The sequence below is a fragment of the Methylocaldum marinum genome, assembly GCF_003584645.1.
GTDB lineage: Bacteria > Pseudomonadota > Gammaproteobacteria > Methylococcales > Methylococcaceae > Methylocaldum > Methylocaldum marinum.
Map to the genome: position 1 here is coordinate 4998800 of NZ_AP017928.1, position 23257 is coordinate 5022056.

At 55.6% G+C, this 23257-nt stretch carries 27 protein-coding genes; 18 read left to right on the plus strand and 9 right to left on the minus strand.

Annotated elements, in window-relative coordinates; translation table 11 throughout:
* Positions 1 to 4 precede the first annotated feature (4 nt).
* The 5 genes from hisH to sS8_RS22310 are packed head-to-tail and all read left to right on the plus strand — an operon-like array spanning position 5 to position 2904.
* On the plus strand, positions 5 to 649 hold the full coding sequence (hisH, locus tag sS8_RS22290; protein WP_119631692.1) for an imidazole glycerol phosphate synthase subunit HisH: 645 nt from the start codon (positions 5 to 7) through the stop codon (positions 647 to 649).
* Positions 650 to 690: 41 nt separating this feature from the next.
* The gene (gene hisA / locus sS8_RS22295; RefSeq protein WP_119631693.1) at positions 691 to 1422 is read left to right on the plus strand and encodes a 1-(5-phosphoribosyl)-5-[(5-phosphoribosylamino)methylideneamino]imidazole-4-carboxamide isomerase; all 732 of its coding nucleotides are present in this window, start codon (positions 691 to 693) and stop codon (positions 1420 to 1422) included.
* 3 nt (positions 1423 to 1425) lie between these two features.
* Positions 1426 to 2190, plus strand: a complete 765-nt coding sequence (hisF, locus tag sS8_RS22300) for an imidazole glycerol phosphate synthase subunit HisF (protein WP_119631694.1) — start codon at positions 1426 to 1428, stop codon at positions 2188 to 2190.
* On the plus strand, positions 2187 to 2579 hold the full coding sequence (gene hisI / locus sS8_RS22305) for a phosphoribosyl-AMP cyclohydrolase (protein WP_119631695.1): 393 nt from the start codon (positions 2187 to 2189) through the stop codon (positions 2577 to 2579). Before hisF ends, hisI begins: the two co-directional genes overlap by 4 nt.
* Before the next feature lies 1 nt (position 2580).
* Entirely contained in the window at positions 2581 to 2904 is a 324-nt protein-coding gene (locus sS8_RS22310) for a phosphoribosyl-ATP diphosphatase (RefSeq protein ID WP_119631696.1), read from the plus strand.
* Between the two features lie 132 nt (positions 2905 to 3036).
* Here the strand turns inward: sS8_RS22310 and sS8_RS22315 are convergent, their stop codons facing one another.
* Together sS8_RS22315 and sS8_RS22320 are read right to left on the minus strand one after the other, a co-directional pair.
* Entirely contained in the window at positions 3037 to 3981 is a 945-nt protein-coding gene (locus tag sS8_RS22315) for a GIDE domain-containing protein (protein WP_119631697.1), read from the minus strand.
* Between the two features lie 10 nt (positions 3982 to 3991).
* Positions 3992 to 4564: a LemA family protein gene (locus sS8_RS22320; protein ID WP_119631698.1), complete on the minus strand. Its 573-nt coding sequence runs from the start codon at positions 4562 to 4564 to the stop codon at positions 3992 to 3994.
* A 99-nt stretch (positions 4565 to 4663) separates the two neighbouring features.
* On the opposite strand from sS8_RS22320, the gene sS8_RS22325 reads away from it, so the two are divergent.
* A complete protein-coding gene (locus sS8_RS22325) occupies positions 4664 to 5218 on the plus strand; it encodes a gamma carbonic anhydrase family protein (protein ID WP_119631699.1) in 555 nt (184 codons plus the stop codon).
* On the opposite strand, the gene aroE is transcribed toward sS8_RS22325, so the two are convergent.
* Positions 5215 to 6048 (minus strand): shikimate dehydrogenase, encoded by an 834-nt coding sequence (gene aroE / locus sS8_RS22330; RefSeq protein WP_119631700.1) that lies wholly within the window; start codon positions 6046 to 6048, stop codon positions 5215 to 5217. The genes sS8_RS22325 and aroE overlap by 4 nt on opposite strands.
* 82 nt (positions 6049 to 6130) lie before the next feature.
* Entirely contained in the window at positions 6131 to 7138 is a 1008-nt protein-coding gene (gene hemB / locus sS8_RS22335; protein WP_119631701.1) for a porphobilinogen synthase, read from the minus strand.
* A gap of 153 nt (positions 7139 to 7291) precedes the next feature.
* On the opposite strand from hemB, the gene sS8_RS22340 reads away from it, so the two are divergent.
* The gene (locus sS8_RS22340; RefSeq protein WP_232020395.1) at positions 7292 to 7915 is read left to right on the plus strand and encodes an MlaC/ttg2D family ABC transporter substrate-binding protein; all 624 of its coding nucleotides are present in this window, start codon (positions 7292 to 7294) and stop codon (positions 7913 to 7915) included.
* On the opposite strand, the gene hemF is transcribed toward sS8_RS22340, so the two are convergent.
* A complete protein-coding gene (hemF, locus tag sS8_RS22345) occupies positions 7910 to 8818 on the minus strand; it encodes an oxygen-dependent coproporphyrinogen oxidase (RefSeq protein ID WP_119631703.1) in 909 nt (302 codons plus the stop codon). The two genes, sS8_RS22340 and hemF, sit on opposite strands and share 6 nt — an antisense overlap.
* 285 nt (positions 8819 to 9103) lie before the next feature.
* Between hemF and cmoB the strand changes: the two genes are divergently transcribed.
* Both cmoB and rimO read left to right on the plus strand, forming a co-directional pair.
* The gene (gene cmoB, locus sS8_RS22350) at positions 9104 to 10027 is read left to right on the plus strand and encodes a tRNA 5-methoxyuridine(34)/uridine 5-oxyacetic acid(34) synthase CmoB (RefSeq protein WP_331852265.1); all 924 of its coding nucleotides are present in this window, start codon (positions 9104 to 9106) and stop codon (positions 10025 to 10027) included.
* 67 nt (positions 10028 to 10094) lie between these two features.
* The gene (gene rimO / locus sS8_RS22355) at positions 10095 to 11408 is read left to right on the plus strand and encodes a 30S ribosomal protein S12 methylthiotransferase RimO (protein ID WP_119631705.1); all 1314 of its coding nucleotides are present in this window, start codon (positions 10095 to 10097) and stop codon (positions 11406 to 11408) included.
* Between the two features lie 55 nt (positions 11409 to 11463).
* Here rimO and sS8_RS22360 read toward each other — a convergent pair whose 3' ends face one another.
* Both sS8_RS22360 and sS8_RS22365 read right to left on the minus strand, forming a co-directional pair.
* A complete protein-coding gene (locus sS8_RS22360) occupies positions 11464 to 11949 on the minus strand; it encodes an FKBP-type peptidyl-prolyl cis-trans isomerase (RefSeq protein WP_119631706.1) in 486 nt (161 codons plus the stop codon).
* An 81-nt stretch (positions 11950 to 12030) separates the two neighbouring features.
* Positions 12031 to 12228: a hypothetical protein gene (locus sS8_RS22365; RefSeq protein ID WP_119631707.1), complete on the minus strand. Its 198-nt coding sequence runs from the start codon at positions 12226 to 12228 to the stop codon at positions 12031 to 12033.
* 215 nt (positions 12229 to 12443) lie between these two features.
* Between sS8_RS22365 and pcnB the strand changes: the two genes are divergently transcribed.
* The 3 genes from pcnB (at position 12444) to panC (ending at position 15531) form a co-directional block, all read left to right on the plus strand.
* Complete coding sequence (pcnB, locus tag sS8_RS22370) at positions 12444 to 13808, plus strand: polynucleotide adenylyltransferase PcnB (RefSeq protein WP_119631708.1); 1365 nt, start codon at positions 12444 to 12446, stop codon at positions 13806 to 13808.
* Positions 13795 to 14316 (plus strand): 2-amino-4-hydroxy-6-hydroxymethyldihydropteridine diphosphokinase, encoded by a 522-nt coding sequence (folK, locus tag sS8_RS22375; protein ID WP_119631709.1) that lies wholly within the window; start codon positions 13795 to 13797, stop codon positions 14314 to 14316. The genes pcnB and folK overlap by 14 nt, the downstream gene beginning before the upstream one ends.
* Positions 14317 to 14676: 360 nt before the next feature.
* Positions 14677 to 15531, plus strand: coding sequence for a pantoate--beta-alanine ligase (gene panC, locus sS8_RS22385; protein ID WP_119631711.1), 855 nt, complete (start codon positions 14677 to 14679; stop codon positions 15529 to 15531).
* On the opposite strand, the gene sS8_RS22390 is transcribed toward panC, so the two are convergent.
* On the minus strand, positions 15451 to 16473 hold the full coding sequence (locus sS8_RS22390; protein WP_119631712.1) for a LysR family transcriptional regulator: 1023 nt from the start codon (positions 16471 to 16473) through the stop codon (positions 15451 to 15453). The genes panC and sS8_RS22390 overlap by 81 nt on opposite strands.
* Before the next feature lie 380 nt (positions 16474 to 16853).
* Here sS8_RS22390 and sS8_RS22395 point away from each other — a divergent pair, with 380 nt between their 5' ends.
* Entirely contained in the window at positions 16854 to 17732 is an 879-nt protein-coding gene (locus sS8_RS22395) for a phosphoribulokinase (protein ID WP_119631713.1), read from the plus strand.
* Positions 17733 to 17864: 132 nt separating this feature from the next.
* Here the strand turns inward: sS8_RS22395 and uvrD are convergent, their stop codons facing one another.
* Entirely contained in the window at positions 17865 to 20030 is a 2166-nt protein-coding gene (uvrD, locus tag sS8_RS22400; protein ID WP_119631714.1) for a DNA helicase II, read from the minus strand.
* A gap of 79 nt (positions 20031 to 20109) precedes the next feature.
* On the opposite strand from uvrD, the gene sS8_RS22405 reads away from it, so the two are divergent.
* The 5 genes from sS8_RS22405 to ftsL all read left to right on the plus strand — a co-directional run bounded on the left by sS8_RS22405 (position 20110) and on the right by ftsL (position 23240).
* Complete coding sequence (locus sS8_RS22405; RefSeq protein ID WP_119631715.1) at positions 20110 to 20367, plus strand: YgaP family membrane protein; 258 nt, start codon at positions 20110 to 20112, stop codon at positions 20365 to 20367.
* Between the two features lie 511 nt (positions 20368 to 20878).
* On the plus strand, positions 20879 to 21025 hold the full coding sequence (locus sS8_RS28335; protein ID WP_170161216.1) for a hypothetical protein: 147 nt from the start codon (positions 20879 to 20881) through the stop codon (positions 21023 to 21025).
* A 561-nt stretch (positions 21026 to 21586) separates the two neighbouring features.
* A complete protein-coding gene (gene mraZ, locus sS8_RS22410) occupies positions 21587 to 22045 on the plus strand; it encodes a division/cell wall cluster transcriptional repressor MraZ (RefSeq protein WP_119632958.1) in 459 nt (152 codons plus the stop codon).
* Between the two features lie 14 nt (positions 22046 to 22059).
* On the plus strand, positions 22060 to 22983 hold the full coding sequence (gene rsmH, locus sS8_RS22415; protein WP_119632959.1) for a 16S rRNA (cytosine(1402)-N(4))-methyltransferase RsmH: 924 nt from the start codon (positions 22060 to 22062) through the stop codon (positions 22981 to 22983).
* Entirely contained in the window at positions 22983 to 23240 is a 258-nt protein-coding gene (gene ftsL, locus sS8_RS22420; protein WP_119631716.1) for a cell division protein FtsL, read from the plus strand. The genes rsmH and ftsL overlap by 1 nt, the downstream gene beginning before the upstream one ends.
* Positions 23241 to 23257 lie beyond the last annotated feature (17 nt).

Here is a 23257-nt window from a genome sequence, read left to right on the forward strand (position 1 = left end):
AACCATGTCTTCCGTTGCTGTCATCGATTATGGAATGGGAAATCTGCATTCCATAGCCAAGGCGCTTCAACACGCCCACTCCGAATCCACGGTCATCGTTACCGACAATCCCAAAACAATTCTCGATTCCGACCGCGTCGTATTTCCCGGGGTCGGGGCAATCCGCGATTGCATGAATGCGTTGGCCGAAAGGGATCTCGTAACCGTCCTCACGAAAGCCGCGACTTCGAAACCGTTTTTGGGTATTTGCCTCGGCATGCAGGCTTTAGTCGATGAAAGCGAGGAAAATTGTGGGACCGCTTGTCTCGGGTTGATTCCCGGCCGGGTCGTTCGTTTTGCCGAAGGCATGACCGATGCTGCCGACCAGCCCTTGAAAATTCCTCATATGGGGTGGAACCGCGTCGCCCCGAAAGCTGAGCATCCGTTATGGCACGGTATCGTGCCCGGTAGTTGGTTTTATTTCGTCCACAGCTATTTCGCCCGACCGGCCGAGTCCCGGAATGTGGCGGCGACGACGGATTATCCGGAGCCTTTTGCTTCCGCTTTGGTACGAGAAAACCTGTTTGCCGTTCAGTTTCATCCTGAAAAGAGTCAAGAAGCCGGATTGCGGTTGTTGGCTAATTTTCTAAACTGGGACCCGGGGCGATAAGGCGCCGAGCATTCACTTTTTCCGTTGTTGAGGATTTTTCTATGCTTTTGATACCTGCTATCGATCTGAAAGATGGCAAGTGTGTCCGTTTGCGGCAAGGCCGCATGGAAGACGATACGGTTTTTTCCGACGACCCGGTGGCAATGGCGGGAAAGTGGGTGTCGGAAGGGGCGAAGCGTCTACATTTGGTGGATCTGGACGGTGCCTTTGCCGGTGTTCCGCGCAATGCGGAAGTCATCCATGCCATCCGGGAGGTTTATCCGGATGTGCAAATCCAGGTGGGGGGCGGGATTCGGGACGAAGAAACGATACAGGGATACTTGAACGCCGGTGTCGATTACGTCATCGTCGGTACCAAGGCGGTCAGCGCACCCCATTTCGTACGCGAGGTCGCGGCGGAGTTTCCGAACCACATCATCGTCGGTTTGGATGCAAAGGACGGTAAAGTGGCCATAGACGGCTGGTCGAAACTCTCTCATCATGACGTGATCGATCTTGCTCAAAAGTTCGAGGATGACGGTGTTGAAGCCATTGTTTACACCGATATCAGTCGGGACGGGATGATGGAAGGCGTCAACGTCGAGGCGACGGCAAGGCTTGCGCGCTCCATACGAATTCCGGTCATCGCTTCAGGAGGCATCCGGAGTATTCAGGACATCCATGCGTTGGGTAAGGTCGTCGGCGATGGGGTTGTCGGTGCTATTACCGGCCGGGCGATTTACGAGGGCACCCTCAATTTCGCCGAAGCGCGTAAAGTGGCGGAAGAATACTAACCTATGTTGGCCAAGCGCATTATCCCCTGCCTGGATGTGGACAACGGACGCGTGGTCAAGGGCGTCCGCTTTCTCGATATCAAGGATGCCGGAGATCCCGTCGAAATTGCCAGGCGCTACGACCGGGAAGGGGCGGACGAACTGGCGTTTCTCGATATCACAGCCAGTTCGGACAATCGGGACACGATGGTACACGTGGTCGAGCAGGTAGCGGGCGAAGTGTTCATTCCGCTCACGGTGGGTGGCGGGATTCGCACGCTGGACGACATCCGCCGCATGTTGAACGCCGGTGCGGACAAAGTCAGTATCAATACCGCCGCGGTCGCAAGGCCGGAATTCGTGCACGAGGCCGCGGAGCGTTTCGGCTCCCAATGCATCGTAGTGGCACTCGATGCCAAGCAGGTGTCCGAGAATCCCAAGCGATGGGAAATTTTTACCCACGGCGGACGCAAGCCGACCGGTCTCGATGCCATCGAATGGGCGCGCCGCATGGTGGACTACGGAGCCGGCGAAATTCTCTTGACCAGCATGGACCGGGACGGTACCAAGCAGGGCTTCGATTTGCACCTGACCCGTGCAATCAGCGAAGCCGTAACGGTACCGGTGATCGCCTCGGGCGGTGTCGGCAAGTTGCAGCACCTGGCTGACGGGATTTTGCGGGGTAAAGCCGATGCGGTGCTGGCCGCCAGCATTTTCCATTTCGCCGAATACACGATTCGCCAGGCCAAGGACCATCTGGCCGCGCAAGGTATCGAGGTACGGTTGTGACGGAGCCTACTTGGCTCGATGAAATTCGCTGGACTTCCGACGGGCTCGTTCCGGTCATAACTCAGGAATCGGGCTCGCGGCAGGTCCTCATGTTCGCCTGGATGAGCCGGGAAAGCTTGCGGCTGACTGCCGAGGAAGGCTACGCGGTGTACTGGTCGCGCTCTCGAAACCGGCTTTGGCGCAAGGGTGAGGAATCCGGAAATCGGCAGAAGGTTCTGGAAATTCGTTTGGATTGCGACGAAGATGTCATTTTGCTCGCGGTCGAACAGGCGGGGGGAATTGCCTGTCATACCGGTCGCCATCATTGTTTTTTCCGGGTGCTGCGGAATGGTTCCTGGGAAACGTCGGAGCCCGTTCTAAAATCTCCGGAAACCATGTACAAGCGCTGATATGGACGTATTGAAAGAACTGGCCAGGGTGCTCGAGGAACGGAAATCCCAGGATCCGCAGAAATCCTATGTGGCGAGTCTTTATGCAAAAGGACTCGACGCTATTTTGAAGAAGATCGGCGAAGAGGCCACCGAGACCGTGATGGCTGCCAAGGACGGAAATTCCGACAAGATCGTCTATGAAGTGGCCGACCTGTGGTTTCACAGTTTGGTGCTTCTAGCGCATCAAGGCCTGAGTCCCGATCAGGTTTTAGCCGAATTGCAGAGACGGTTCGGTCTCTCCGGGCTCGAAGAGAAAGCAGGCCGGAGCGAGAGGTCCGGCTAGGCCGGTGGTGTTCTCGGGTTTCAGTTTCGACGCTTTCCGTTGCAGGCAGGGTTTCACCGTCCCTCTAACCAACCCATCGGTTGCGACGCCGACCCGAAGATCGCACCATGGGAGGTCTAGATTTAAGCTTTGTCAAGGCGTTACGCCAAAGCGCAGATTTAGTGCCCAGGTTGCCGTGCTGCCCGCTAACAGAAATGCGATCATCGCCAGGCAGGCATTGCGACGATATCGTTTCGTCAGTTTGGCCTGTGGGATGACCGATAGGAGATAAGGCCGCCCATAACCCGGCTTTCGCATCAGGTTGGCCTCGGTTTGTTTGGTTCTCCCGTGCCAGGACGCCATGACCTCACGCTCGGCCTGTTGTCGAACCGTTTCCCATTCATCGGCGTTTATTTCGCCGTCGCCGTCCTTATCGAAGCGGCGAATAAGCTCGGAACGATCTCTTTTCCACAGGCTCAGCAGATCCGCCACCTCGGTACGGAAATCGGCGACGGTGGTGCCGCCTAGCGACAGGAATTGCCCGATTGCATAGAGCGGGTCGTTTATCTGAATGCGGCATTCGGTATAGCGATAAGGCCCGGACGAGAATAGAGAGTCCCAGAAGCCGGTCTGGTTCGGCGCATATCCGGGTCGTGCGAGTTTTCCGTGCCATTTGAGCCGAACCGATGGTGTGACCTCGGCGCCGTCGGGATCGACGATGCACCGTCCGGTATCGTCTTCCAGGTAGAAGATTGCCTCACTCACCCCGCGCTCGATCGTTCGCCAACGGCTCGTACTGCGGCCTGCTTGATAGTCCGTTTCCCGCTCTTCGACCTTATAGCTGTACCATACGCAAGGCACACCGCTCAGCGGAGCGTGTATCGGCTCGCCATCCATCATCCTGGCTCGGCCTTCGAGTTCAAGGTAACCCTGAGCGGCGGAGCGGACCTTGGCTGTTGGCGTGTCGGCGATCAGGCGTGCGCGATGCAGCCATCGAAATGCGAGATAGAAGGAGACGGCCGAGGTGAAAGCGGCACACCCTAACGCAAGCCAGAAATGGTGCGGCGGGGTTCGGAGAATAAGATCATGAAATGACACGGCTTTCGAGTCAGCTGAACAACGCCTTTAAATCCACGTCCCGCTTCTCACTGTCCGAGAATTCCAGCAACTCGAAGGGTTTAAAACTGAAAAGCCGAGCAATAATCAAATCGGGGAACTCTTCCAGACGGACATTGTTGTTGTTGACGCTTTCGTTGTAGAACTCGCGGCGGTCGGCGATGGCGTTCTCGAGCCCGGTAATCCGCGATTCCAGTGCCCGGAACGATGCATCCGCTTTCAGGTCGGGGTAACTTTCCGCTACCGCAAAGAGTTGCGTTAATCCCTGGCGTAACTGGCTTTCCGAGGCTCCGAGAGCGTGCAGGTTCGAAGATTCCCGTGCGGCAAATATTCCGGAGCGGGCCTGCATGATCTTGTCCAGCGTTTCCCGCTCGTGCTGCATGTACTGCTTGCATGTCTCGACAAGTTTCGGCAATTCGTCGTGACGTTGTTTGAGCAGTACGTCGATGTTCGACCAGGCTTTTGCGGTATCATGCTTCAAATTGACCAGCCGGTTGTAAATCAGAATGGTATACACGACCACGAACAGGATCGTGCCGGCCACAATGAAACCGCCTACGCTCATAACCGCTCCTCTTTAGTTATTGAAGTTGAATCGGGGCTGGAAGGAAGTATAGATGACGGCGGGGCTGGTAAATCGTTTGATCAATTGGAGTTTCGTAAGGTGGCGATCCAAGTTTATAACGGCATTGAGCCGAAATTGGGTGCGGGTGTTTATATTGCGGATAGTGCGCTGGTGATCGGCGACGTGACATTGGGAACCGATGTTTCGATTTGGCCCATGGTGGTTGCGCGGGGAGACGTACACCGCATCGAAATTGGCAACGAAACCAATATCCAGGATGGCTGCGTGCTGCACGTCACTCAAAGAAGCCGCTATAACGCGGCCGGAAATCCACTGATCGTCGGGCGGGGTGTCACCGTGGGCCATAGAGCCGTGCTGCACGGTTGCACGATCGGCGATCTGTGTCTGATCGGGATCGGCGCGGTGGTGATGGACGGCGCCGTCGTGGAAGACCGGATCATGATCGGCGCCGGAGCTTTGGTGCCGCCCGGCAAGCGCCTGGAAAGCGGTTTTCTTTATGTCGGATCGCCCGCAAAGCAGGCGCGCCCACTCAAGGATGTGGAATTGGAGTATCTGGGTTTCTCCAAGGATGGCTATGTGAACCTGAAAAATCAATATCTGCGCGATGCCGGCTTGCTGGACACGCGGCCTTAGCCGCGGCGCTCCCGATTCAGAAGATCGATCACCGGCGCGGTGTCCGGCCGAATTCCACGCCAGATGAAAAACGCCTCGGCCGCTTGCTCGACCAGCATGCCGATGCCGTCGACGCTGATATCGGCACCCATCTCTTGTCCCCAGCGGACAAAGGGTGTGGGCTCGACGCCATAGGCGAGGTCGTAGCAGCAGGCTCCCGTCCGGAGGATGTTGCCGGGCAGTTTCGGAAGTTCGCCGGTCAGACTGGCGGATGTAGCGTTCAAAACGAGGTCGAAAGCCTCCGCTCCGAGGTCCGATAAACCGCAACCGGTGATCGGGCCGAGACCGCAAAATTCTTCTGCAAGCCGAACGGCCTTTTCGGGTGTGCGGTTGGCGATCATCACGCGGGACGGGCCCTGCTCGAGTAGGGGACCGATGATGCCGCGGCTGGCGCCGCCTGCACCCAATAGCAAGACCCGCCGGCTTTCCAGGGTACGGCCGAGGTTGATTTTCAGGTCTCGTATCAAGCCGATGCCGTCTGTGTTGTCTCCGTATATCGTTCCATCCTGACACAGGGCCAAGGTATTGATGGCTTTGCTGCGTTCCGCGTCCTCGCTTCTGAGATCGGCGATTTTCCAGGCGAGTTCCTTGAGGGGCACGGTGCAATTCAGGCCTTTGCCGCCATTGGCAAAAAACTCGCGCACGCTAGTCTCGAAAGCGTCGGGTGTAACGTCTTGGGCGGTGTAATTCAGGCGCTCTCCGGTCTGTTCTGCGAATAGCGCGTGGATACAAGGTGATCGGGTATGGCCGATAGGATGGCCGAAGACGGCGTAGCGATCTGCGGGCGGCATGTGTTGTCAGGGCGGCGGAAATTTTTGATGGAGATGGGGTTGGGACCGGTCCTTGGATAGCTCGGAGGTATTGTCTGATGGCTTATTCGTGAAGCCATCCGGCGACGGCTGGCGCGTAATAGGTCAGGATGGCATCGGATCCTGCCCGCTTGAGTGCCAGCAGGGATTCCAGCACGGTCTTGCGTTCGTCCAGCCAGCCGTTCTGCGATGCAGCCTTGAGCATGGCATATTCCCCGCTGACTTGATAGGCCAAGGTCGGGACGCCGAAGCGGTCTTTCACTCTGCGAATGATGTCCAGATAAGGTAATCCCGGCTTGACCATGACCATGTCCGCGCCCTCCGCCAAATCGAGTTCGACCTCTCTCAAGGCTTCATCCGAATTGGCCGGATCCATCTGGTAAGTGTATTTGTCGCCGCTCCCCAAATTGGCTGCCGAACCCACGGCGTCCCGAAACGGGCCATAAAAGGAGGAAGCGTACTTCGCGGAATAGGCGAGGATCCTCGTGTGCACGAAGCCGTTTTGTTCCAAGACACCGCGGATTGCGCCGATGCGTCCGTCCATCATATCCGAAGGCGCCACGATGTCCGCTCCGGCTTCCGCGTGAGACAGGGCCTGTTTCACCAGTACTTCGACGGTCTCATCGTTGACCACGTAGCCGTCTCGATCTACAAGCCCATCCTGACCATGAATCGTGAAGGGGTCCAAGGCAACGTCCGTGATTAAACCGAGTTCTGGCAATCGCCGTTTCAATTCGCGTACGGCACGCTGCACCAAGCCTTCGGAATTATACGCTTCTCGAGCATCATCCGTTTTTTTGTCAGCCGCAATCACGGGGAAAAGCGCAATGGCGGGAATGCCCACCCGCAAAGCATTTTCGCTTTCGTGCAACAGCAGATCGATGCTCAGCCGTTCGACGCCGGGCATGGATGCGACAGGTTCCCGCCGATTTTCGCCTTCCAGAATGAAAAGAGGGTAAATCAAATCGTTAGCGGAAAGCTGTGTTTCCCGCATCAAGCGCCGGCTGAATTCATTCCGCCTCATTCGGCGCAAGCGAACATTGGGGTAAGAAATGCTATCATTTATCGACATGGTGGTCGGTCTTCGCATGGGACACAGAGAAACTCGGTAGTTTAGTGTATGCCGCCGGGTTATGATAAGAATATTAAAAAGTCAGCAGGAGTTTTTTAGATGAAATTTACTAAGTCTTCCTTCGCTCTGCCGAGTTGGGCCGTTGCACTGTCGTTGCTGCTGAGCTTTTGCGGGGCACCAGCTTGGGCGGAGGAAGGATTGCTCCCTCCGCAGCAGGTAATCCAGCAGAGTGCCGACGAATTGCAGGCTACGCTTCAAAAGCCGGAATACAAGAACGATTTCAAAAAAGCCACCCAGTTTGTTGACGGAATCATTGAGCCGCATGTCGATTTCGATCGTGTATCGATGTTGATTCTGGGAAAGTATTGGAAATCGGCTACCCCCGACCAAAGAGAGCGCTTCAAGAAGGAATTCCGGACTCTTCTCGTGCGCACCTACACCACCGCCTTCACCGAGTACGCCAGTTGGAAAATTCGCTACCTGCCGCTGCAAATGAAGCCCGCGGACAGAAAGGTTATGGTTCGCACCGAAATCCTCCAGGCCGGCGCTCAGCCCGTAGCAGTCAATTATCGAATGGTGTTTACCAAGAATGACTGGAAGGTGTACGACGTATTGATCGAGGGTATCAGCCTGCTTCAGAACTATCGTGCCAGCTTCACCGATGAGGTCGCCCGCACCGGCTCCCTCGACCAATTGATTTCGCACCTTGCCGAACGCAATGCTACGGCTATGAAAGAACCCATGGGGGTTGCCGATGGCGACAAGAGAGGGTCATAGCCACTCTCGGGGTTTTAGATAGTTCTTGTATAGATTATCTTCGGCGCTTCCTTCCTGCGGCTTCCAGTTGTATCGCCAATGCGCCACGGGTGGCAGAGACATTAGTATGGATTCCGTTCTGCCACCCGACTGCAGCCCGAATAAAGTCCCTCGGTCGTAAACCAGATTGAATTCGACGTATCGTCCTCGCCGGTAAAGCTGAAACTCTCGTTCCCGTTCGCCATAGGGGGCATCCTTCCTTTTCTGGACGATTGGTATGTAAGCTTTGATGTAATGGTCTCCGACGCTGCGCAAAAATTCGAAGCAGCGATCGAATCCCCACGCGTTGAGGTCGTCGAAAAACAAGCCACCCACGCCTCGGGTTTCATTGCGGTGCTTGAGGAAAAAGTATTCGTCGCACCAGCGTTTGAATCTGGGATAAACATCTTCGCCGAAAGGGAGGCAGGCGTTCCGGGCTATGGTATGCCAAAAAACTGCGTCTTCTTCGAAGGGGTAGTAGGGTGTCAGATCGAAGCCGCCGCCGAACCACCACACCGGCGCTTCGTCTTCCTTTTCTGCAAGAAAAAAGCGTACATTGGCATGGGAGGTCGGAATGTATGGGTTTAGGGGATGAATGACCAAGGATACGCCTACGGCTTGAAAGGTCCGACCCGCAAGTTCCGGCCGATGTGCCGTGGCGGAAGGCGGAAGATTTCGGCCGAAAACGTGGGAAAAATTGACGCCGCCCTGCTCGAAAGTTTTTCCGCCGGTCAAAACGCGTGTTCTTCCGCCGCCGCCGCAGTTGTGTTGCCAAAGATCCTCCATGAATCGCGCCTCCGGTTCCTCGTTTTCCAGAGCGAGGCAGATGCTTTCTTGGAGGTCTTGGAGATAGGCCTTAACTTGTAAGATATCGGGTGTATTCATTCGGCGATCTTCCCGTAAAAGTCGATTGTGGATGGGAATCTCCGGGATGTTTCTTTGGCTCGGGCGCTTGGCGGCGTCTTCTTATATAAACGTATGACGAGATTGTAGCACGGTAGCATAGAGATGTTATTGCCTCGAAAATGTTACGCGTTTCGCTCGCTGAAATGGCTGGCCGTAAGGTAGGAAATATCCTGAGAGTCTGGAGGGTATCGGGGGAGAATGCTTAATAGTCAATCGAGACTGAAGGTTTATTCAGGTTTGTTTTTGGCCTCCGGGTGGCCGCAATTGCGTACTTGGCTGGGGCGGCTGCCGAGTCAGCTGGAAACGGCTTTCGGTTCCGAGCGGCATGGCGACTGGCCGGTCTGGCAGGCCGCGCTTGACCGACTTCCTAGAATCGAGGCGTCCAAGGTCGATCTCAATGTCGATGCCATTTTCATCGACGGGGGATGCGGCGAAGTACACAGGAATCTTATTGAAGACCAGCTGCGCCGACTCCATCCCTGGCGGAAAGGCCCGTATACCATCCATGGCATTCATATCGATACCGAATGGCGCTCAGATCTCAAATGGCACAGGCTGAAGGATCACATTCAATCGCTCGAGGGCCGGACGGTGCTGGATGTCGGCTGCGGAAACGGGTATCACGCCTGGCGGATGCTCGGGTGCGGGGCCGAATTAGTCATCGGAATCGATCCGACGCTATTGAGTGTGGCGCAATTTATGGCGGTCAAGCATTTTGCCGGCGATTTCCCGGTCTACGTGCTTCCATTGGGTATAGAAGATGTTCCGCCCAATCTTCGAGCCTTCGATACCGTTTTCTCGATGGGGGTGTTTTACCATCGCCGTTCGCCTTTCGACCACCTACTGGAGCTCAAGGGTTGTCTCAGACCCGGCGGCGAACTGGTGCTCGAAACCTTGATCATCGAGGGTGAGCAAGGGCAGGTCTTAGTACCGGAAGGTCGCTATGCGCAAATGCGTAATGTATGGTTCATCCCTTCCTGTTCCACTTTGCTGTCGTGGCTCAGACGGTGCGGTTACCGTAACGTCCAGATCGTGGACGTGACCAAGACCACAAGCGAGGAGCAGCGTTCCACAGATTGGATGCGATTTCAGTCTCTTTCTGACTTTCTCGATCCGGTTAACCCGGAGCTGACGGTCGAGGGGCTGCCCGCGCCGGTGCGGGCGGTGTTTATTGCGGAGAGTCCTTAGGAGTGGAAACCTCCGCTGGGATAAAATGGTCCTATTATCCTTCGATTTTTCCTTTACAGATCCCTTCATGAAAACACCCCGCATCGGTTTCGTCAGCCTGGGCTGCCCCAAGGCGCTGGTAGATAGTGAACGCATTTTGACCAAGCTGCGTGCTGAAGGTTATAGCCTGGTTTCAACCTATAAGGATGCCGATCTCGTCGTCGTGAATACCTGCGGATTCATCGACGCTGCCGTGGAGGAATCGCTGGAGGCCGTAGGCGAGGCTCTGAAAGAGAACGGCAAGGTCGTGGTGACGGGTTGCCTGGGCGTTCGCGAGAACGAAATTCGCGAACGACACCCCCAGGTGCTGAAGATTACCGGCGCTCATGCTTACGAGGAGGTCGTCGAGGCGGTGCACGAGCATTTGCCGCCGCTTCACGATCCCTTTGTCGATCTGGTGCCGCCGGAGGGTATCAGGTTAACGCCCCGTCATTATGCTTACCTGAAGATTTCCGAAGGCTGCAATCATAGGTGCACCTTCTGCATCATTCCGAGTCTGCGCGGCGATTTGGCCAGCCGCCCAATCGGCGAGGTGATGGACGAGGCGGAGCGTCTGGTTTCAGCCGGCGTGAAGGAATTGCTCGTCGTATCGCAAGATACCAGTGCTTACGGCGTCGATTTGAAGTACCGAACCGGATTTTGGGGCGGGCGTCCGCTCAAGACCCGCTTTTATGACCTGGCCAAGGCCTTGGGAGAACTCGGAATTTGGGTGCGCATGCATTACGTCTACCCGTATCCGCATGTGGATGAAGTCGTTCCACTCATGGCCGAGGGGAAAATCCTCCCGTATCTCGATATACCGTTCCAACATGCCAGTACTCGGATTCTAAAGTCGATGAAGCGTCCGGTCGCCACAGAGGATGTCTTGGCCCGGATCGCTTTGTGGCGGAGCATCTGTCCGGAAATCGCGCTTCGCAGCACGTTTATCGTGGGATTTCCAGGGGAAACCGACGCTGATTTCGAGCAACTGCTTGAGTTTTTGCAAGCAGCGCGACTCGACCGAGTAGGCTGTTTTACCTATTCGCCCGTCAAGGGAGCGGCCGCCAACGAGTTGCCCAATCCGGTGCCCGAGTCTGTAAAAGAGGAACGCCTGGCACGGTTCATGGGGGTTCAGGCTCGAATCAGTGCTGATAGACTACAGTCCAAGATCGGGAAGCGGGAAACTATTTTGGTCGATGAAGTCGTGGATGAAGGGGCGGTCGCTCGAAGCCGAGCCGATGCGCCCGAGATCGATGGCCAGGTTTTTATCGACGGTGCGACCCATCTGAAAGTCGGCGACTGGGCCGAGGTGATTTTTGAAGACGCCGATGACCACGATCTATGGGCGGTTCCGGCAAGTTAGCCCGATTGTGGGCGACTATCCCGCACAGGATAGCCGCCCGGTTCTGTCCCTCGAGTCAGCCGTGATGATGTCCGCCGGGGCCGTGCACGTGCCCATGATTCAATTCATCGGTCGTGGCCTCGCGGACTTCCGTGATTTCGACTTCGAAATTCAACGTAAGCCCTGCCATCGGATGGTTTCCGTCCAGCACCACCTCGTCGTCGTCCACGCCGATTACCGTGAGCAGCTGAAGGCCTTCCGGAGACTGCGCTTGGAACTGCATGCCCGGCAGGATTTCCTGCCCCTCTTGAAAGGCGGTTTTCGGTACAGACTGAATGAGATCGTCGTCTCGCAAGCCATACGCTTCTTCCGGTGGGATGCTGACCTTGAGTTTGTCGCCCACGGTATGACCGGATAACGCATTCTCCAGGCCGGGAATGATGTTTCCCATTCCGTGAATGTAAGCCAAAGGACCTTGATCTCTGGAGCTGTCGAGGATGTCGCCGTCATCGCTGGTGAGGGTGTAGTGGATATGAACCACTTTGCGGGGTGAGACTTGCATGAGTGACCCTTGCTGTAACGGTGGTTGAAATTTCCATCATATCGAGTTTTCACTACGATAGACAGCGCTTTTCCGCTTAAGTTACGCGACAAAACGATAGGGCGGCTTTTGTGGCTTTTCGGCGGGCTTCGTTCTTTCCTTGAAGATGAGATACACGAAATAGCCCATGAGAGCCGTCAGCAGCCCGCATTTCACCCGAAGCAGAAAATCCAGTTTCGCTATCCACTGTGGATGTGAAAGGATGTATGTATTTATTTGGCTGAACCAGTTCTCGAGCATAAGCACAACTCCTGGAAATTTCCGGTGAGTGAACTTTATTCTTAGAATCAATCTTACTTGATTGAATCCGTAATGATTCAAAAACGGTGTCGCCGGAAGCATCCGGACACCACTTTGGCCCTACGGAAGCAGAACGAGGGTTCGGCGCATTGAGTGTGCCCGCAGCGTAGGGTAACATTCCGAATTCTCCTAGGTCTAACTCATAAGATACTCCTCTGCCAATCTTCAACTTCGTCAAAAGGTTGTTCAAATTGCCGCAGCCCAAGCCGGAGGCAGCGGTGACCGTCAGGATTTATCCGCGATCTGAACACATGATTTCGCGCTCGATGATCAGCGATAACGCGCTTAAGGTGCTTTATCGGCTGAAGAAATCGGGGTATCAGGCTTATTTGGTCGGCGGATGCGTACGCGATCTGCTGTTGGGGCGCGAGCCGAAGGATTTCGATGTGGTAACCAGTGCCCACCCGGAACAGATCAGAGCGATTTTCCGCAATTGCCGTTTGATCGGCCGGCGTTTTCGCCTTGCCCATGTGCATTTCGGCGAAGAAATTATCGAAGTGGCAACTTTTCGCGGGCTTGCTGGCGAGGACAGCCATGAAGGGCGTGTCATCGAGAATGGGCGCATACTGAGGGACAATGTATATGGAACCATCGAAGAAGACGCTTTCCGTCGGGATTTTACGGTCAACGCCCTGTATTACAACATCAACGATTTTTCGGTGGTGGATTACGTCGGCGGCATGGAGGACCATAAAGCCGGTATGCTGAGACTGATCGGCGATCCGGATCAGAGGTATCGGGAAGATCCGGTGCGGATGTTGCGGGCGCTGCGTTTCTCGGTCAAGCTCGGCTTTACCATTCATCCAAGCTGCGCCGAACCGATCAAGCGGTTTTCGAGCCTGCTCCAGGAAATTCCGCCTGCTCGCCTTTACGAGGAAGTTCTCAAGCTGTTCCTGTCCGGTTATGCGGTACAAACTTTCGAGCAGCTCCGGCATTACGGGCTGTTCGGGGTTCTGTTTCCCGAGACCGAGCGGTGTCTGGCGAAGGAACAGCAGGGATTTCCCCTGACATTCTTGGCCAAGGCCCTGGAGCGTACTGATCAAAGAGTACAGGACGGCAAACCGGTAGCGCCGTATTTTCTGTTCGCGGCCTTGTTGTGGGAGCCGGTGCGGACAGGAGCACAGGCCCGAATCGAGGCGGGGGAAAGCGATATCCTGGCCTATCAGGAAGCGGCGGGCGAGGTGGTCGCAGGCCAGGTTCGTCATACCGCCTTGCCTCGAACCGTCAGTTTGCCGGCGAGGGAAGTCTGGACCTTGCAACCGCGGTTTGAACGGATCGTCGGTTCGCGACCGTTTCGCTTGCTGAGTCACCCCCGTTTTCGGGCCGCTTACGATTTCCTGTTGCTGCGGGCCGAGGCCGGAGAGGCCGAGCCGTCACTCGCAGAGTGGTGGACTCGATTCCAGCAGGCCGATGAAGCCGAACGGCAAACCATGACCCGTCCGGGCCGGCGTCGCTCCGGCAGGTCGCGATCGCGTAAGCGCAAGTCACGAACCGCACCTCCCGCCAATGTGTCCGTCTAATCGTCCCGAACGATTCGACAGAGTCGTGGCCTATATCGGCCTAGGTGCCAATTTGGACAATCCCGTGGAGACCATCAAGTCGGCACGTTCTGCCATCAACGAGATCGCGGGTGTTCGGGAGCTGGCCTTTTCCAGCCTTTATCGCAGCGCACCCATGGGACCCACAGATCAGCCCGATTACGTCAACGCCGTGATGTCGGTCGAGACGACTTTAAATCCTCTCGAGTTGCTGCGCGCGCTTCAAGGCATAGAGACCGCCCACGGGCGAGTCCGCAAGGGCGAGCGCTGGGGGCCGCGTACGCTGGATCTGGATATATTGCTGTATGGGTACGAAATCCTGGAAGGCGAAGTGTTGACCGTGCCTCATGCCGGAATCGCAGAACGCGAGTTCGTGCTGTATCCTCTTATGGAGATTTCGCCCGAACTTGATATTCCCGGTATGGGTTTGCTGGCCGAGCTGGTTCGGACCTGTCCGAAACGAGGGCTGGAGGTGATCGAGGATGTCTGAGGAGGCGTGGGTCCCGACTGTTCCGGAGCTTTCGGCAATCAAAGGCTGCGATGAACAAATCGTTGCTCTTGCCGCTTATGATGTCGGATTTGGCGGAGTCTTGGGCGAACTCGGCGTCGATCTTGTTTTGGCCGGCGGCCATTCCGGTCAGGGCTTTAACGGCCATATTACGCTTCTGTCCGACAACACGCTTGGCATCACCCCCGGAAAGCGGACAAAGTTTTCCGGGGGATTTCTTCAAGGCGCTGATGAGATTCCGGCCGCTATCCGTAATTGTGCGGATGATGTGAGACCGGGTCGGCTCCCGGCATCGGGCCGGCGTTATGGGCGGGGCTTTCGGCGGACAATTCAAGGATCACCATGCTTGTCCTGGAATCCATAAGCGCTTTGCGCCAAACCCTGCGGGATTGGCGTTCGAAAGGCATTTCCGTGGCTTTCGTGCCGACCATGGGAAATCTGCATGCAGGGCACGTGCATCTCGTCCGTGAAGCGAAGCGGGTCGCCGACAGAGTGGTCGTCAGCGTGTTCGTGAATCCTACGCAATTCTCTCCGGGGGAGGATTTTGACGCCTATCCGCGAACGCCCGCCGAAGACGCGGAAAAGCTTCGCGGTGCGGAAACCGATCTGCTATTTATGCCTGCTGCGGCAGAACTTTATCCAAGGGGTTCGGATGCCGCGACCTTCGTTGAGGTGCCGGGGCTATCCGATGAGCTCTGTGGTCAATTCAGATCGGGGCATTTCCGAGGCGTTGCAACGGTCGTCAGCAAGTTCTTCAACCTGGTGCAGCCTGATGTCGCATTGTTCGGTGAAAAAGATTTTCAGCAGCTGATGATTATCCGCCGGGTGGTGGCGGATCTCGATTTTCCCGTACGAATCCACGCTGTCGCGACTGTCAGGGAGCCGAGCGGATTGGCGATGAGTTCGAGAAATGCGTATCTCACGGCGGAGCAGAAGGCGCAGGCGGCCCGCTTGTACCGCTGTCTTTGCCAGGCGGCCGAGGCGATTGGCCGAGGCGAGAGAGATTTCGAGCAAATCGAACGGCAGCAGGTCGAAGCTCTGCAGGCGGCGGGGTTTCGCGCCGATTATTTCAGCATCCGGCGGGAGTCAGATCTGGCTCCTGCAGGGCAGGACGATTCAGATCTCGTAATATTGGCGGCCGCCTGGCTGGGGAAAGCTCGCTTGATCGACAATATCCGGGTGACTCGATCCCGATGAAGCAGAACTCTGCGCGCCGCCCAGAGCGGTCTTGATGATATCGCTTCTGACGAACCGTCCGGCTTCGCTTCGGACGAATTGCTCGAACTCGCGTGCTACCGCCGACAGACGTTTGCCGGCCCGATGGACGATGTACCACTGGCGCATGATGGGAAATGATTCCGCGTCCAGAACAACCACGCGACCGTCTTCCAGCTCACGCTCCACGGTGTGTACGGAAACTATGCCGAGACCTAAGCCTTCTTCGACGCCCTGCTTGATGGCGCCGTTGGTATTCATTTCCATGCTGGCGGAAATTTGCACGCCTTTTTCCGATAGGAAGCGCTCCACGGCGTTGCGGGTCCCGGAGCCTTGCTCCCTCATGAGAAAGGTCTCGCGATTCAGTTCGGCCAAGGGGATGCTTTTTTGGCCCGCCAAGGGGTGACGGGTCGGGGCAATGATCACCAAAGGGTTGTCCATGAATGCCTCTGCGGTTAAGTCCTGGTCCTCCGGTGGTTGCCCCATCAAGACGATATCGGCCTCGTTGTCGTCCAGTTGCTGCAACAGGCCTTTACGGTTGGTGACTTTGAAACTGACTTTGACCTTTGGATAACGTTGGCAAAAATCAGCCAAGAGGCGAATGGCGAAATAATGGACCGTGCTGGCGACCGACACCGCCAGGCGGCCGCCTTCCGTCCCTTTCAGCTCTTCGATCAGCTGTTCCGCCTCCTCGAGTTGCAGGGAAATGGCGCGGCTCAGCCGATAGAGTTCCTCCCCGGCTCGGGTCAGGTAGATTTTTTTGCCCAGCCTCTCGAACAAAGGCAGGCCGACGACTTCCTCGAATTGCTTTATTTGCATCGAAACGGCAGGCTGGGTCAGATAAAGCTCTTCGGCCGCGCGGGTGAAGCTTAAGCGGCGCGCCACCCTCTCGAAGACTTTCAGTTGTCGAAGTGTAATGTTCATGTTTTCGCGCCAACACACGACCTATAAAGAATCATTTATTTTAAGAGTATGGACTTAATGGTTCTGCTTATGCAATATCCTCGGCCGGGTATCCGATTTTGATTTGGAGCATGCAACGAACGGTAGGGCAGCGCGTGGGTGTATGGCGTCTTATGCCCATGGGGCGCGCAGGCGAATGGCCATATGAGCGGCTTCGGGGGAATTGTTGACGGTGAGGCTGTTCGTCGCGGTAGGTTTTCCCTGTGTTGTGTTATTAGTGGCGTCTTCGGTGGCCGATTACGTCAGCTTGAATGGGGTTCGAAGTGAATTTTGGCTGGTCCCGCAATCCACGGATGCGCCAGTGCGGTTAAAATAATTAATAAGTGTGGAGGAAGCATCTCATGTCCAAGAAGCATCCAGTCATCGCTGTTACCGGTTCGTCGGGTGCTGGAACGACTACCGTTAAACAGGCGTTCGAGCATTTGTTCTTTCGGCTGAACATCGAGCCGGCGGTGGTGGAAGGAGACAGCTTTCACCGCTACGACCGCACCGAAATGCGTAGCCACATCAATAGAGCTCAAGCGGAGGGCCGGCATTTCAGTCACTTCGCCGTAGAGGCAAATTTGCTCGAAGAACTGGAAAATTTGTTCCGGCAATACAGTGAAACCGGCACAGGCAAGCGGCGCTACTACATCCATAACGAAGAAGAAGGCCTGCGTCTGGGGGGCTATAAACCGGGAACCTTCACACCATGGAGCGATATCTCCGAGGGTACGGATTTGCTCTTTTACGAAGGTCTGCATGGGGCGGTGAAGAACGAGTTCGTGGATATTCCCCGGTACGCGGATCTTTTGGTTGGCGTGGTCCCCATCGTCAATCTTGAATGGATTCAGAAGATCCACCGCGATACCGCCGAACGCGGTTATAAGCCGGAGGACGTCACCGACACGATTCTGCGCCGCATGTACGATTATGTGAACGTCATCACGCCTCAATTTTCTCAAACGGATATCAATTTCCAGCGGGTACCTCTGGTTGATACCTCGAATCCATTCATTGCACGGGACATCCCATCGCCGGACGAGAGTCTCGTCATCATCCGCTTCAAGAATCCGCGCAAATTCAACGTTGACTTCCAGAATCTTTTGGCGATGATCAAGGACTCATTCATGTCCCGCTACAATTCGATCGTAGTTCCCGGTGGCAAGATGGGGCTCGCCATGGAAATCATTTTCCGCCCCATTCTCGAACGGATGATGGAAGAGAAGGAAAAGGCCTGATCGACTGGAGCATTTTTTGGGAATGGCTGGTGTTGCGGAGGGCTGGACGCCAGTCCCTAATACTCCGCCAGACGTCAATCCCGACAGGTGAATCGAATACGCGTCAGCGAAAGTGCGTCAGAGCGGCCTTTTTCAAGGCCGCTGTAAATTTGCATACGCCAGCATCAGCCATTTGATGCCGGATTCGGCGAAATTCACCTGGACTCGGGCTTGACTGCCTTCACCTTCATACTGAAGGATCACGCCTTCCCCGAATTTCGCGTGGCGTACCCGCTGTCCCAGCTTGAAAACACCGCCATTGTCGTTGGTGCTTGGCGAAGTTTGCGAGAACGCTATAGGCCGGCCTGTGTTTCCGCGCATACGGACTTCCTGAAGATGCTCGGATGGAATCTCCCGCAGGAAACGCGAGGGTCGGGGATAGGTTTCTTTGCCGTACAGGCGGCGGGTTTCGGCATAAATGAGAAACAGCTTTCGCTTCGCGCGAGTGATGCCGACATAGCAAAGGCGGCGCTCTTCCTCCAGGCGGCTCGGCTCTTCCAGCGACTGCAAGCTCGGAAACAATCCTTCCTCGAGACCGACGATGAACACCAGGTCAAATTCCAGTCCCTTGGCTGCATGCAGGGTCATGAGTTGAACGCAGTCCTCGTACTCGTCGCTCTGATTCTCCCCGGCTTCCAAGGCAGCGTGGGAGAGAAACTGGTCGAGCTTAGAAAGCTCCGTATCCAGCTGCGGTTCATATTCGAACTGGCGTGCGGCGTTCACCAATTCATCCAGGTTCTCGACGCGTGCTTCGGCTTGTTCACCTTTTTCCTTTTCGTAATGGGCTCGAAGGCCGGAAGCGGGAACCACGTGCTGCACCTTTTCCCAAAGGGGAAGTTCGGCGGTGTCTAGGGTCAAGGTTTCGATCAGTTGCAGAAAACCCGATAAGGGCGACCGGGCGCGGGTGGGCACTGCAGCGTCGCGACAGAGCGTTTCCGCTGCCTGCCAGAGAGAGCACTTCTCTGCGCGGGCCAGGTCGCGGACCAGGTCGAGCGTCTTGGCACCGATGCCGCGTACCGGCGTATTGACGACGCGCTCGAACGAGGGATCGTCGTGGCGGTTTGAAATCAGGCGGAGATAAGCAAGAGCATCTTTGATCTCGGCCCGTTCGAAGAAGCGAAGTCCTCCGTAGACCCGATACGGGATGCCCATGGCCAGCAATTTTTCTTCGAACTGCCGTGATTGGGCGTTGGAGCGATAGAGAATTGCTGCATCTCGCCGGGCATTGCCCTCCTGAGTCCAATGCTTGATCCGCTCCGCCACGAAATAAGCTTCTTCTTGCTCGTTGAAGGCGGCGTAGACCGAAACCGGCTCGCCGATGCCGCCTTCGGTCCATAGGGTCTTTCCGAGTCTGCCTTCGTTGTGGGTGATGAGCGCGTTGGCGGCATTCAGAATACTGCTGGTAGAACGGTAGTTCTGTTCGAGCCGGATAAGCCGGTGACTTGGGTAATCCTTTTGGAATTTATGGAGATTCTCGATTTTCGCACCGCGCCAGCTATAGATAGACTGGTCATCATCGCCGACGACGAACAAGTTCTCGCGTTCCCGGGTCAAGAGTCGCAGCCAAGCGTATTGAATCCGGTTGGTGTCCTGGAACTCGTCGACCAATACATGATGAAAACGGCGCTGGTAGTGATCCAGCACCTCGGGCGTGTCGCGCAGGAATTCATGAGCGCGCAGCAGCAATTCGGCAAAATCCACCAATCCCGACCGCTCGCAGGTTTCCTCGTATGCCAGGTAAATACGCTGCATCTGTTTCTGAAATGGGTCATATGACTCCGCAAGATGGCGGGCGCGGCGTCCTTCTTCCTTGTGCGCGTTGATGAACCATTGCACTTGGCGGGGCGGCCAACGGGCTTCATCGAGGTCGAGCGTCTTGAGCAGGCGGCGGATGAGCCGATGCTGGTCGTCGGAGTCGAGGATTTGAAAGGCGCTCGGCAACCCCGCTTCCTTGGCATGGCGGCGTAACAGGCGGTGGGCTAGTCCGTGAAAGGTGCCGACCCACAAGCTTTGCGCGGGGATGTTCAGCAGATTTTCGATTCTGCTGCGCATTTCGCTCGCCGCTTTGTTGGTGAACGTTACTGCCAAAATACCATGGGGTGACGTGCCTTCCACCTGCATCAGCCAGGCGATGCGATGCACCAGAACGCGAGTCTTGCCGCTTCCGGCGCCGGCCAATACCAGGAGAGCAGGTGTCGATGAAGTGACGGCTTCTCGTTGAGCCGGATTCAGGGGGTCGATTATAGGGGTAATGTCCATGAGGCTATTTTAATGGAATCAGCTTGCGCGATTGATATGAAGCTTGCACAATCGCTCTCTCTTTGAGAGGAGGTTAGCGATGAATTTCGACATAAAAAAAATGACTAAACGCGAACTCAACGTCGGGCTTAAAGACCAGAAAGTCCGCTACGGCGTCGGTGTCGTGCTGGCGTTGATTTCGGTGTTTCTGGCAAATATCCCGCTGTTGCTCATGGGCGTTATTCTATTGGCTTCCGCTCGTCTTCGCTGGTGTCCGGTCTATTCCGGACTCGGGAGAAGTACGGTCGATCCGTCTGAAGAGCAAGCCGATTCCACCGGTTCTCAGACCGGTCATTAGACCGGCTTTCATCGACTGTACACCGTCGTCTCGGTCTCCGCCGGCGCAGGGAGGCGCCGAAACACACGCATCGATCTCTCTGTGCACACCCCCAAAGGAACGACATTCGGTCGCGCCTATTTCGACTCGCCATGTCGATGTTGCGCGCCATACCGTCTAATCGCCAAGTGTTATCGACTGCTCTGAAGTCGCCTGGTCGGCCAATCTTTTTTCTGGCCTCGCCGACATCCACTTTCTGTGCTGCCAAACGAATTACCCGGTCGCTCGACTAAGAGTTCATTTCGGTAAGCTTCCGGAAACCCTTCGGCCGGATTGGGACGAGCGGCCTATCGAGATGGGCACCAACAGATGCCTTATCAATAAGCGAAGATCGAAACTCCGTTGGTTCGGGCACAATAATTTCTTATAAGGAATCAATGTTTACATTATGCTGATTATTGTAAACCAGAAACGGTCCTATATGATGGAGCCGTAGTGATTCAAGTACCGGTTGAGATCCGTGGAGGTTTTGATGATTGCTATGACTTGGGTTGAGCTTTTGTTGACTGGTTTGTTCTTTGGCTCCGTTGCCTTCTCGATTGGTTTCTGCATCAGCAACTATGAAAAAATCGATGTCGATAAAGATGACCTCGGGCTTATAAAGAGGGCAGCGAAGTAAATGTCGCTTTTTCCCCGAGGTCTACTAAGGCCTGAGGTGATGTTTCCTGGTTCATCCATGGTTGGTTTCCGCAACCACTTTCCCGGGGGCGGCGCATTAGCGGTTTTGCCCCTCGGGAGTCCCCTTTCCGTTCCGAACCACTGATCCTTTCTCCCGAGTTCGCCGCTGCCGGCGAAACCGTTCAAATTTAAACTCATCAACAAATTTTTGGACAGGTAGGGTTGGTACCTGTTCGAACTAAGACCCTGTACTTTCGGCGATACATTTTTCGGCCCGTCGATGCATTCGCGGAGCGGAGTTCGTGCTTTGTCGAGCTCTGGACTCGGCTTCCATGAAGGGGACCAAGCTGCATTGGGCACCCGCTGTAAACAATACGATAAATTATTGAAATTAAATCGTAACACTCATTTTTGGAGGGCGCGGTTAGGAGGTGTTTTAACAAGTCGGTTGCGCGGAAAAATATCCAGAATCTTGCTTGACTTGGTCTCGGATGATTTCTATATTCCGCTGAAGTGGTAATAAGTGGAAAAAAATGGAGCTAAAGGGAAGCAGGGGGATTTTTTGTTTCGTGGCGTTAACTCCATTAATCTCGACGAGAAAGGCCGGCTGGTCATGCCTACCCGTTATCGAGCGGAGCTGCATGAGAGTTGCGATGGTCAGCTGGTGGTTACGGTCGGATTGGATAAATGCCTCATGCTCTACCCGCTTCCGGAGTTTGAAGAGATCGAGCGAAAGCTGGTTAAGCTTCCTTCCTTGAACAAACAGGCAAAACGTTTACAGCGCTTGTTGATTGGCCACGCCGCCGAGTGTGAGATGGACGGTCAGGGGCGGTTCCTGGTTCCCGAGCCCTTGAGGAAATTCGCTGAATTGGAAAAGCGCGTGGCACTGATCGGTCAGGGCAATAAATTCGAGATTTGGGACGAGGCAATCTGGAATGCCTCTCGTGACGAGTGGATCGAGGAAGAGCGACAAGAGAGCTTGGAAGAACTTTCGCCCGAGTTGGGATCATTGGCCCTGTGAGTCTGGAAGATCGCATGCACAGGCCGGTCATGCTGCCCGAAGCGCTGGACGGTCTGGCGCTGACTGCCGACGGTTTGTATGTCGACTGCACGTTCGGGCGCGGCGGGCACAGTGCCGCGATTCTAGCAAAGCTAGGGCCTGAGGGGAGATTGTTGGCTTTGGACAAGGATCCCGACGCCGTGGCCTCACAGGCGGCAAAGCGCCTGACGTCGGATCTTCGATTCGCACTCGAGCATGGTAGTTTTGCAAATCTGGGCGAATACGTGGAACGCCGCGGGTGGCAAGGCCAAATTGCTGGGGTTTTGATGGATTTGGGCGTGTCTTCGCCTCAACTGGATGAGTCGGATAGAGGGTTCAGCTTTATGCGAAACGGTCCTCTGGATATGCGTATGGATACCACGCGAGGCATGACGGCAGCCGAATGGCTCGCAAGCGCGCCCGAGAGTGAAGTAGCCGATGTGCTTCGGGATTACGGCGAAGAGCGGTACGCCCGTCGTATCGCCCGGACGATCTGCGAGTGGCGATCTAAACGGCCGATTATATCCACTCGCGAGTTGGTCGAGATCATCGAAAGGGCCGTTCCTATGCGAGAAAGAGGTAAACATCCGGCAACGCGAAGTTTCCAGGCGATCCGTATTTTTATAAATAGAGAATTGGAGGAGCTCGAGCAGGGACTGCGGCAGGCCATGGAGGTGCTCAAGCCCGGTGGGCGGTTGGTAGTCATAGCCTTTCATTCTTTGGAGGATCGGATCGTGAAGCGATTTATGCGTGACGAGGAACGTGGCGCCGGTGCGGCACTTGCGCACTTTCCCGTGCACCGAACCGAACCGGGGAGGTTGAAGCGAATCGGTCGGGCCCGCATGCCGGGACCGGAAGAGGTTCGAAACAACCCGCGCGCCCGAAGTGCGGTTTTGCGCGTAGCGGAACGTATCCAGTGATGAGATTTTTGCTGATGCTGCTGGCGGTGGCCTTGGCCTCTGCTCTGGGCGTTGTGTATACGAAGTATAGATCGCGGATGCTGTTCGCCGAAGTTCAACGCCTCGAACAGGAGCTCAATGCCTATGACGAAGAATGGGGGCGGCTGCAACTCGAGCAAAATACCTGGGCCGAGCATAGCCGCATCGAAAGGCTGGCGCATGGCCGTTTGGGCATGTTGTTGCCTGCCAGGGAATCAATCATTTATATAAAACCTTAGACGTCGCGCCGAAAGAT

What these genes read in the sequence shown, in the direction of transcription:
- sS8_RS22360 (WP_119631706.1), bottom strand. Translation starts at nt 11,949, where the DNA reads ATGCAAGTCTCACCCCGCAAAGTGGTTCATATCCACTACACCCTCACC.
- ftsL (WP_119631716.1), top strand. Translation starts at nt 22,983, where the DNA reads ATGAGATTTTTGCTGATGCTGCTGGCGGTGGCCTTGGCCTCTGCTCTG.
- sS8_RS22405 (WP_119631715.1), top strand. Translation starts at nt 20,110, where the DNA reads ATGAATTTCGACATAAAAAAAATGACTAAACGCGAACTCAACGTCGGG.
- uvrD (WP_119631714.1), bottom strand. Translation starts at nt 20,030, where the DNA reads ATGGACATTACCCCTATAATCGACCCCCTGAATCCGGCTCAACGAGAA.
- rsmH (WP_119632959.1), top strand. Translation starts at nt 22,060, where the DNA reads ATGCACAGGCCGGTCATGCTGCCCGAAGCGCTGGACGGTCTGGCGCTG.
- rimO (WP_119631705.1), top strand. Translation starts at nt 10,095, where the DNA reads ATGAAAACACCCCGCATCGGTTTCGTCAGCCTGGGCTGCCCCAAGGCG.
- sS8_RS28335 (WP_170161216.1), top strand. Translation starts at nt 20,879, where the DNA reads ATGATTGCTATGACTTGGGTTGAGCTTTTGTTGACTGGTTTGTTCTTT.
- sS8_RS22365 (WP_119631707.1), bottom strand. Translation starts at nt 12,228, where the DNA reads ATGCTCGAGAACTGGTTCAGCCAAATAAATACATACATCCTTTCACAT.
- hemB (WP_119631701.1), bottom strand. Translation starts at nt 7,138, where the DNA reads ATGTCGATAAATGATAGCATTTCTTACCCCAATGTTCGCTTGCGCCGA.
- folK (WP_119631709.1), top strand. Translation starts at nt 13,795, where the DNA reads ATGTGTCCGTCTAATCGTCCCGAACGATTCGACAGAGTCGTGGCCTAT.
- sS8_RS22320 (WP_119631698.1), bottom strand. Translation starts at nt 4,564, where the DNA reads ATGAGCGTAGGCGGTTTCATTGTGGCCGGCACGATCCTGTTCGTGGTC.
- sS8_RS22390 (WP_119631712.1), bottom strand. Translation starts at nt 16,473, where the DNA reads ATGAACATTACACTTCGACAACTGAAAGTCTTCGAGAGGGTGGCGCGC.
- hisH (WP_119631692.1), top strand. Translation starts at nt 5, where the DNA reads ATGTCTTCCGTTGCTGTCATCGATTATGGAATGGGAAATCTGCATTCC.
- hisA (WP_119631693.1), top strand. Translation starts at nt 691, where the DNA reads ATGCTTTTGATACCTGCTATCGATCTGAAAGATGGCAAGTGTGTCCGT.
- aroE (WP_119631700.1), bottom strand. Translation starts at nt 6,048, where the DNA reads ATGCCGCCCGCAGATCGCTACGCCGTCTTCGGCCATCCTATCGGCCAT.
- sS8_RS22310 (WP_119631696.1), top strand. Translation starts at nt 2,581, where the DNA reads ATGGACGTATTGAAAGAACTGGCCAGGGTGCTCGAGGAACGGAAATCC.
- panC (WP_119631711.1), top strand. Translation starts at nt 14,677, where the DNA reads ATGCTTGTCCTGGAATCCATAAGCGCTTTGCGCCAAACCCTGCGGGAT.
- sS8_RS22395 (WP_119631713.1), top strand. Translation starts at nt 16,854, where the DNA reads ATGTCCAAGAAGCATCCAGTCATCGCTGTTACCGGTTCGTCGGGTGCT.
- hisF (WP_119631694.1), top strand. Translation starts at nt 1,426, where the DNA reads ATGTTGGCCAAGCGCATTATCCCCTGCCTGGATGTGGACAACGGACGC.
- hemF (WP_119631703.1), bottom strand. Translation starts at nt 8,818, where the DNA reads ATGAATACACCCGATATCTTACAAGTTAAGGCCTATCTCCAAGACCTC.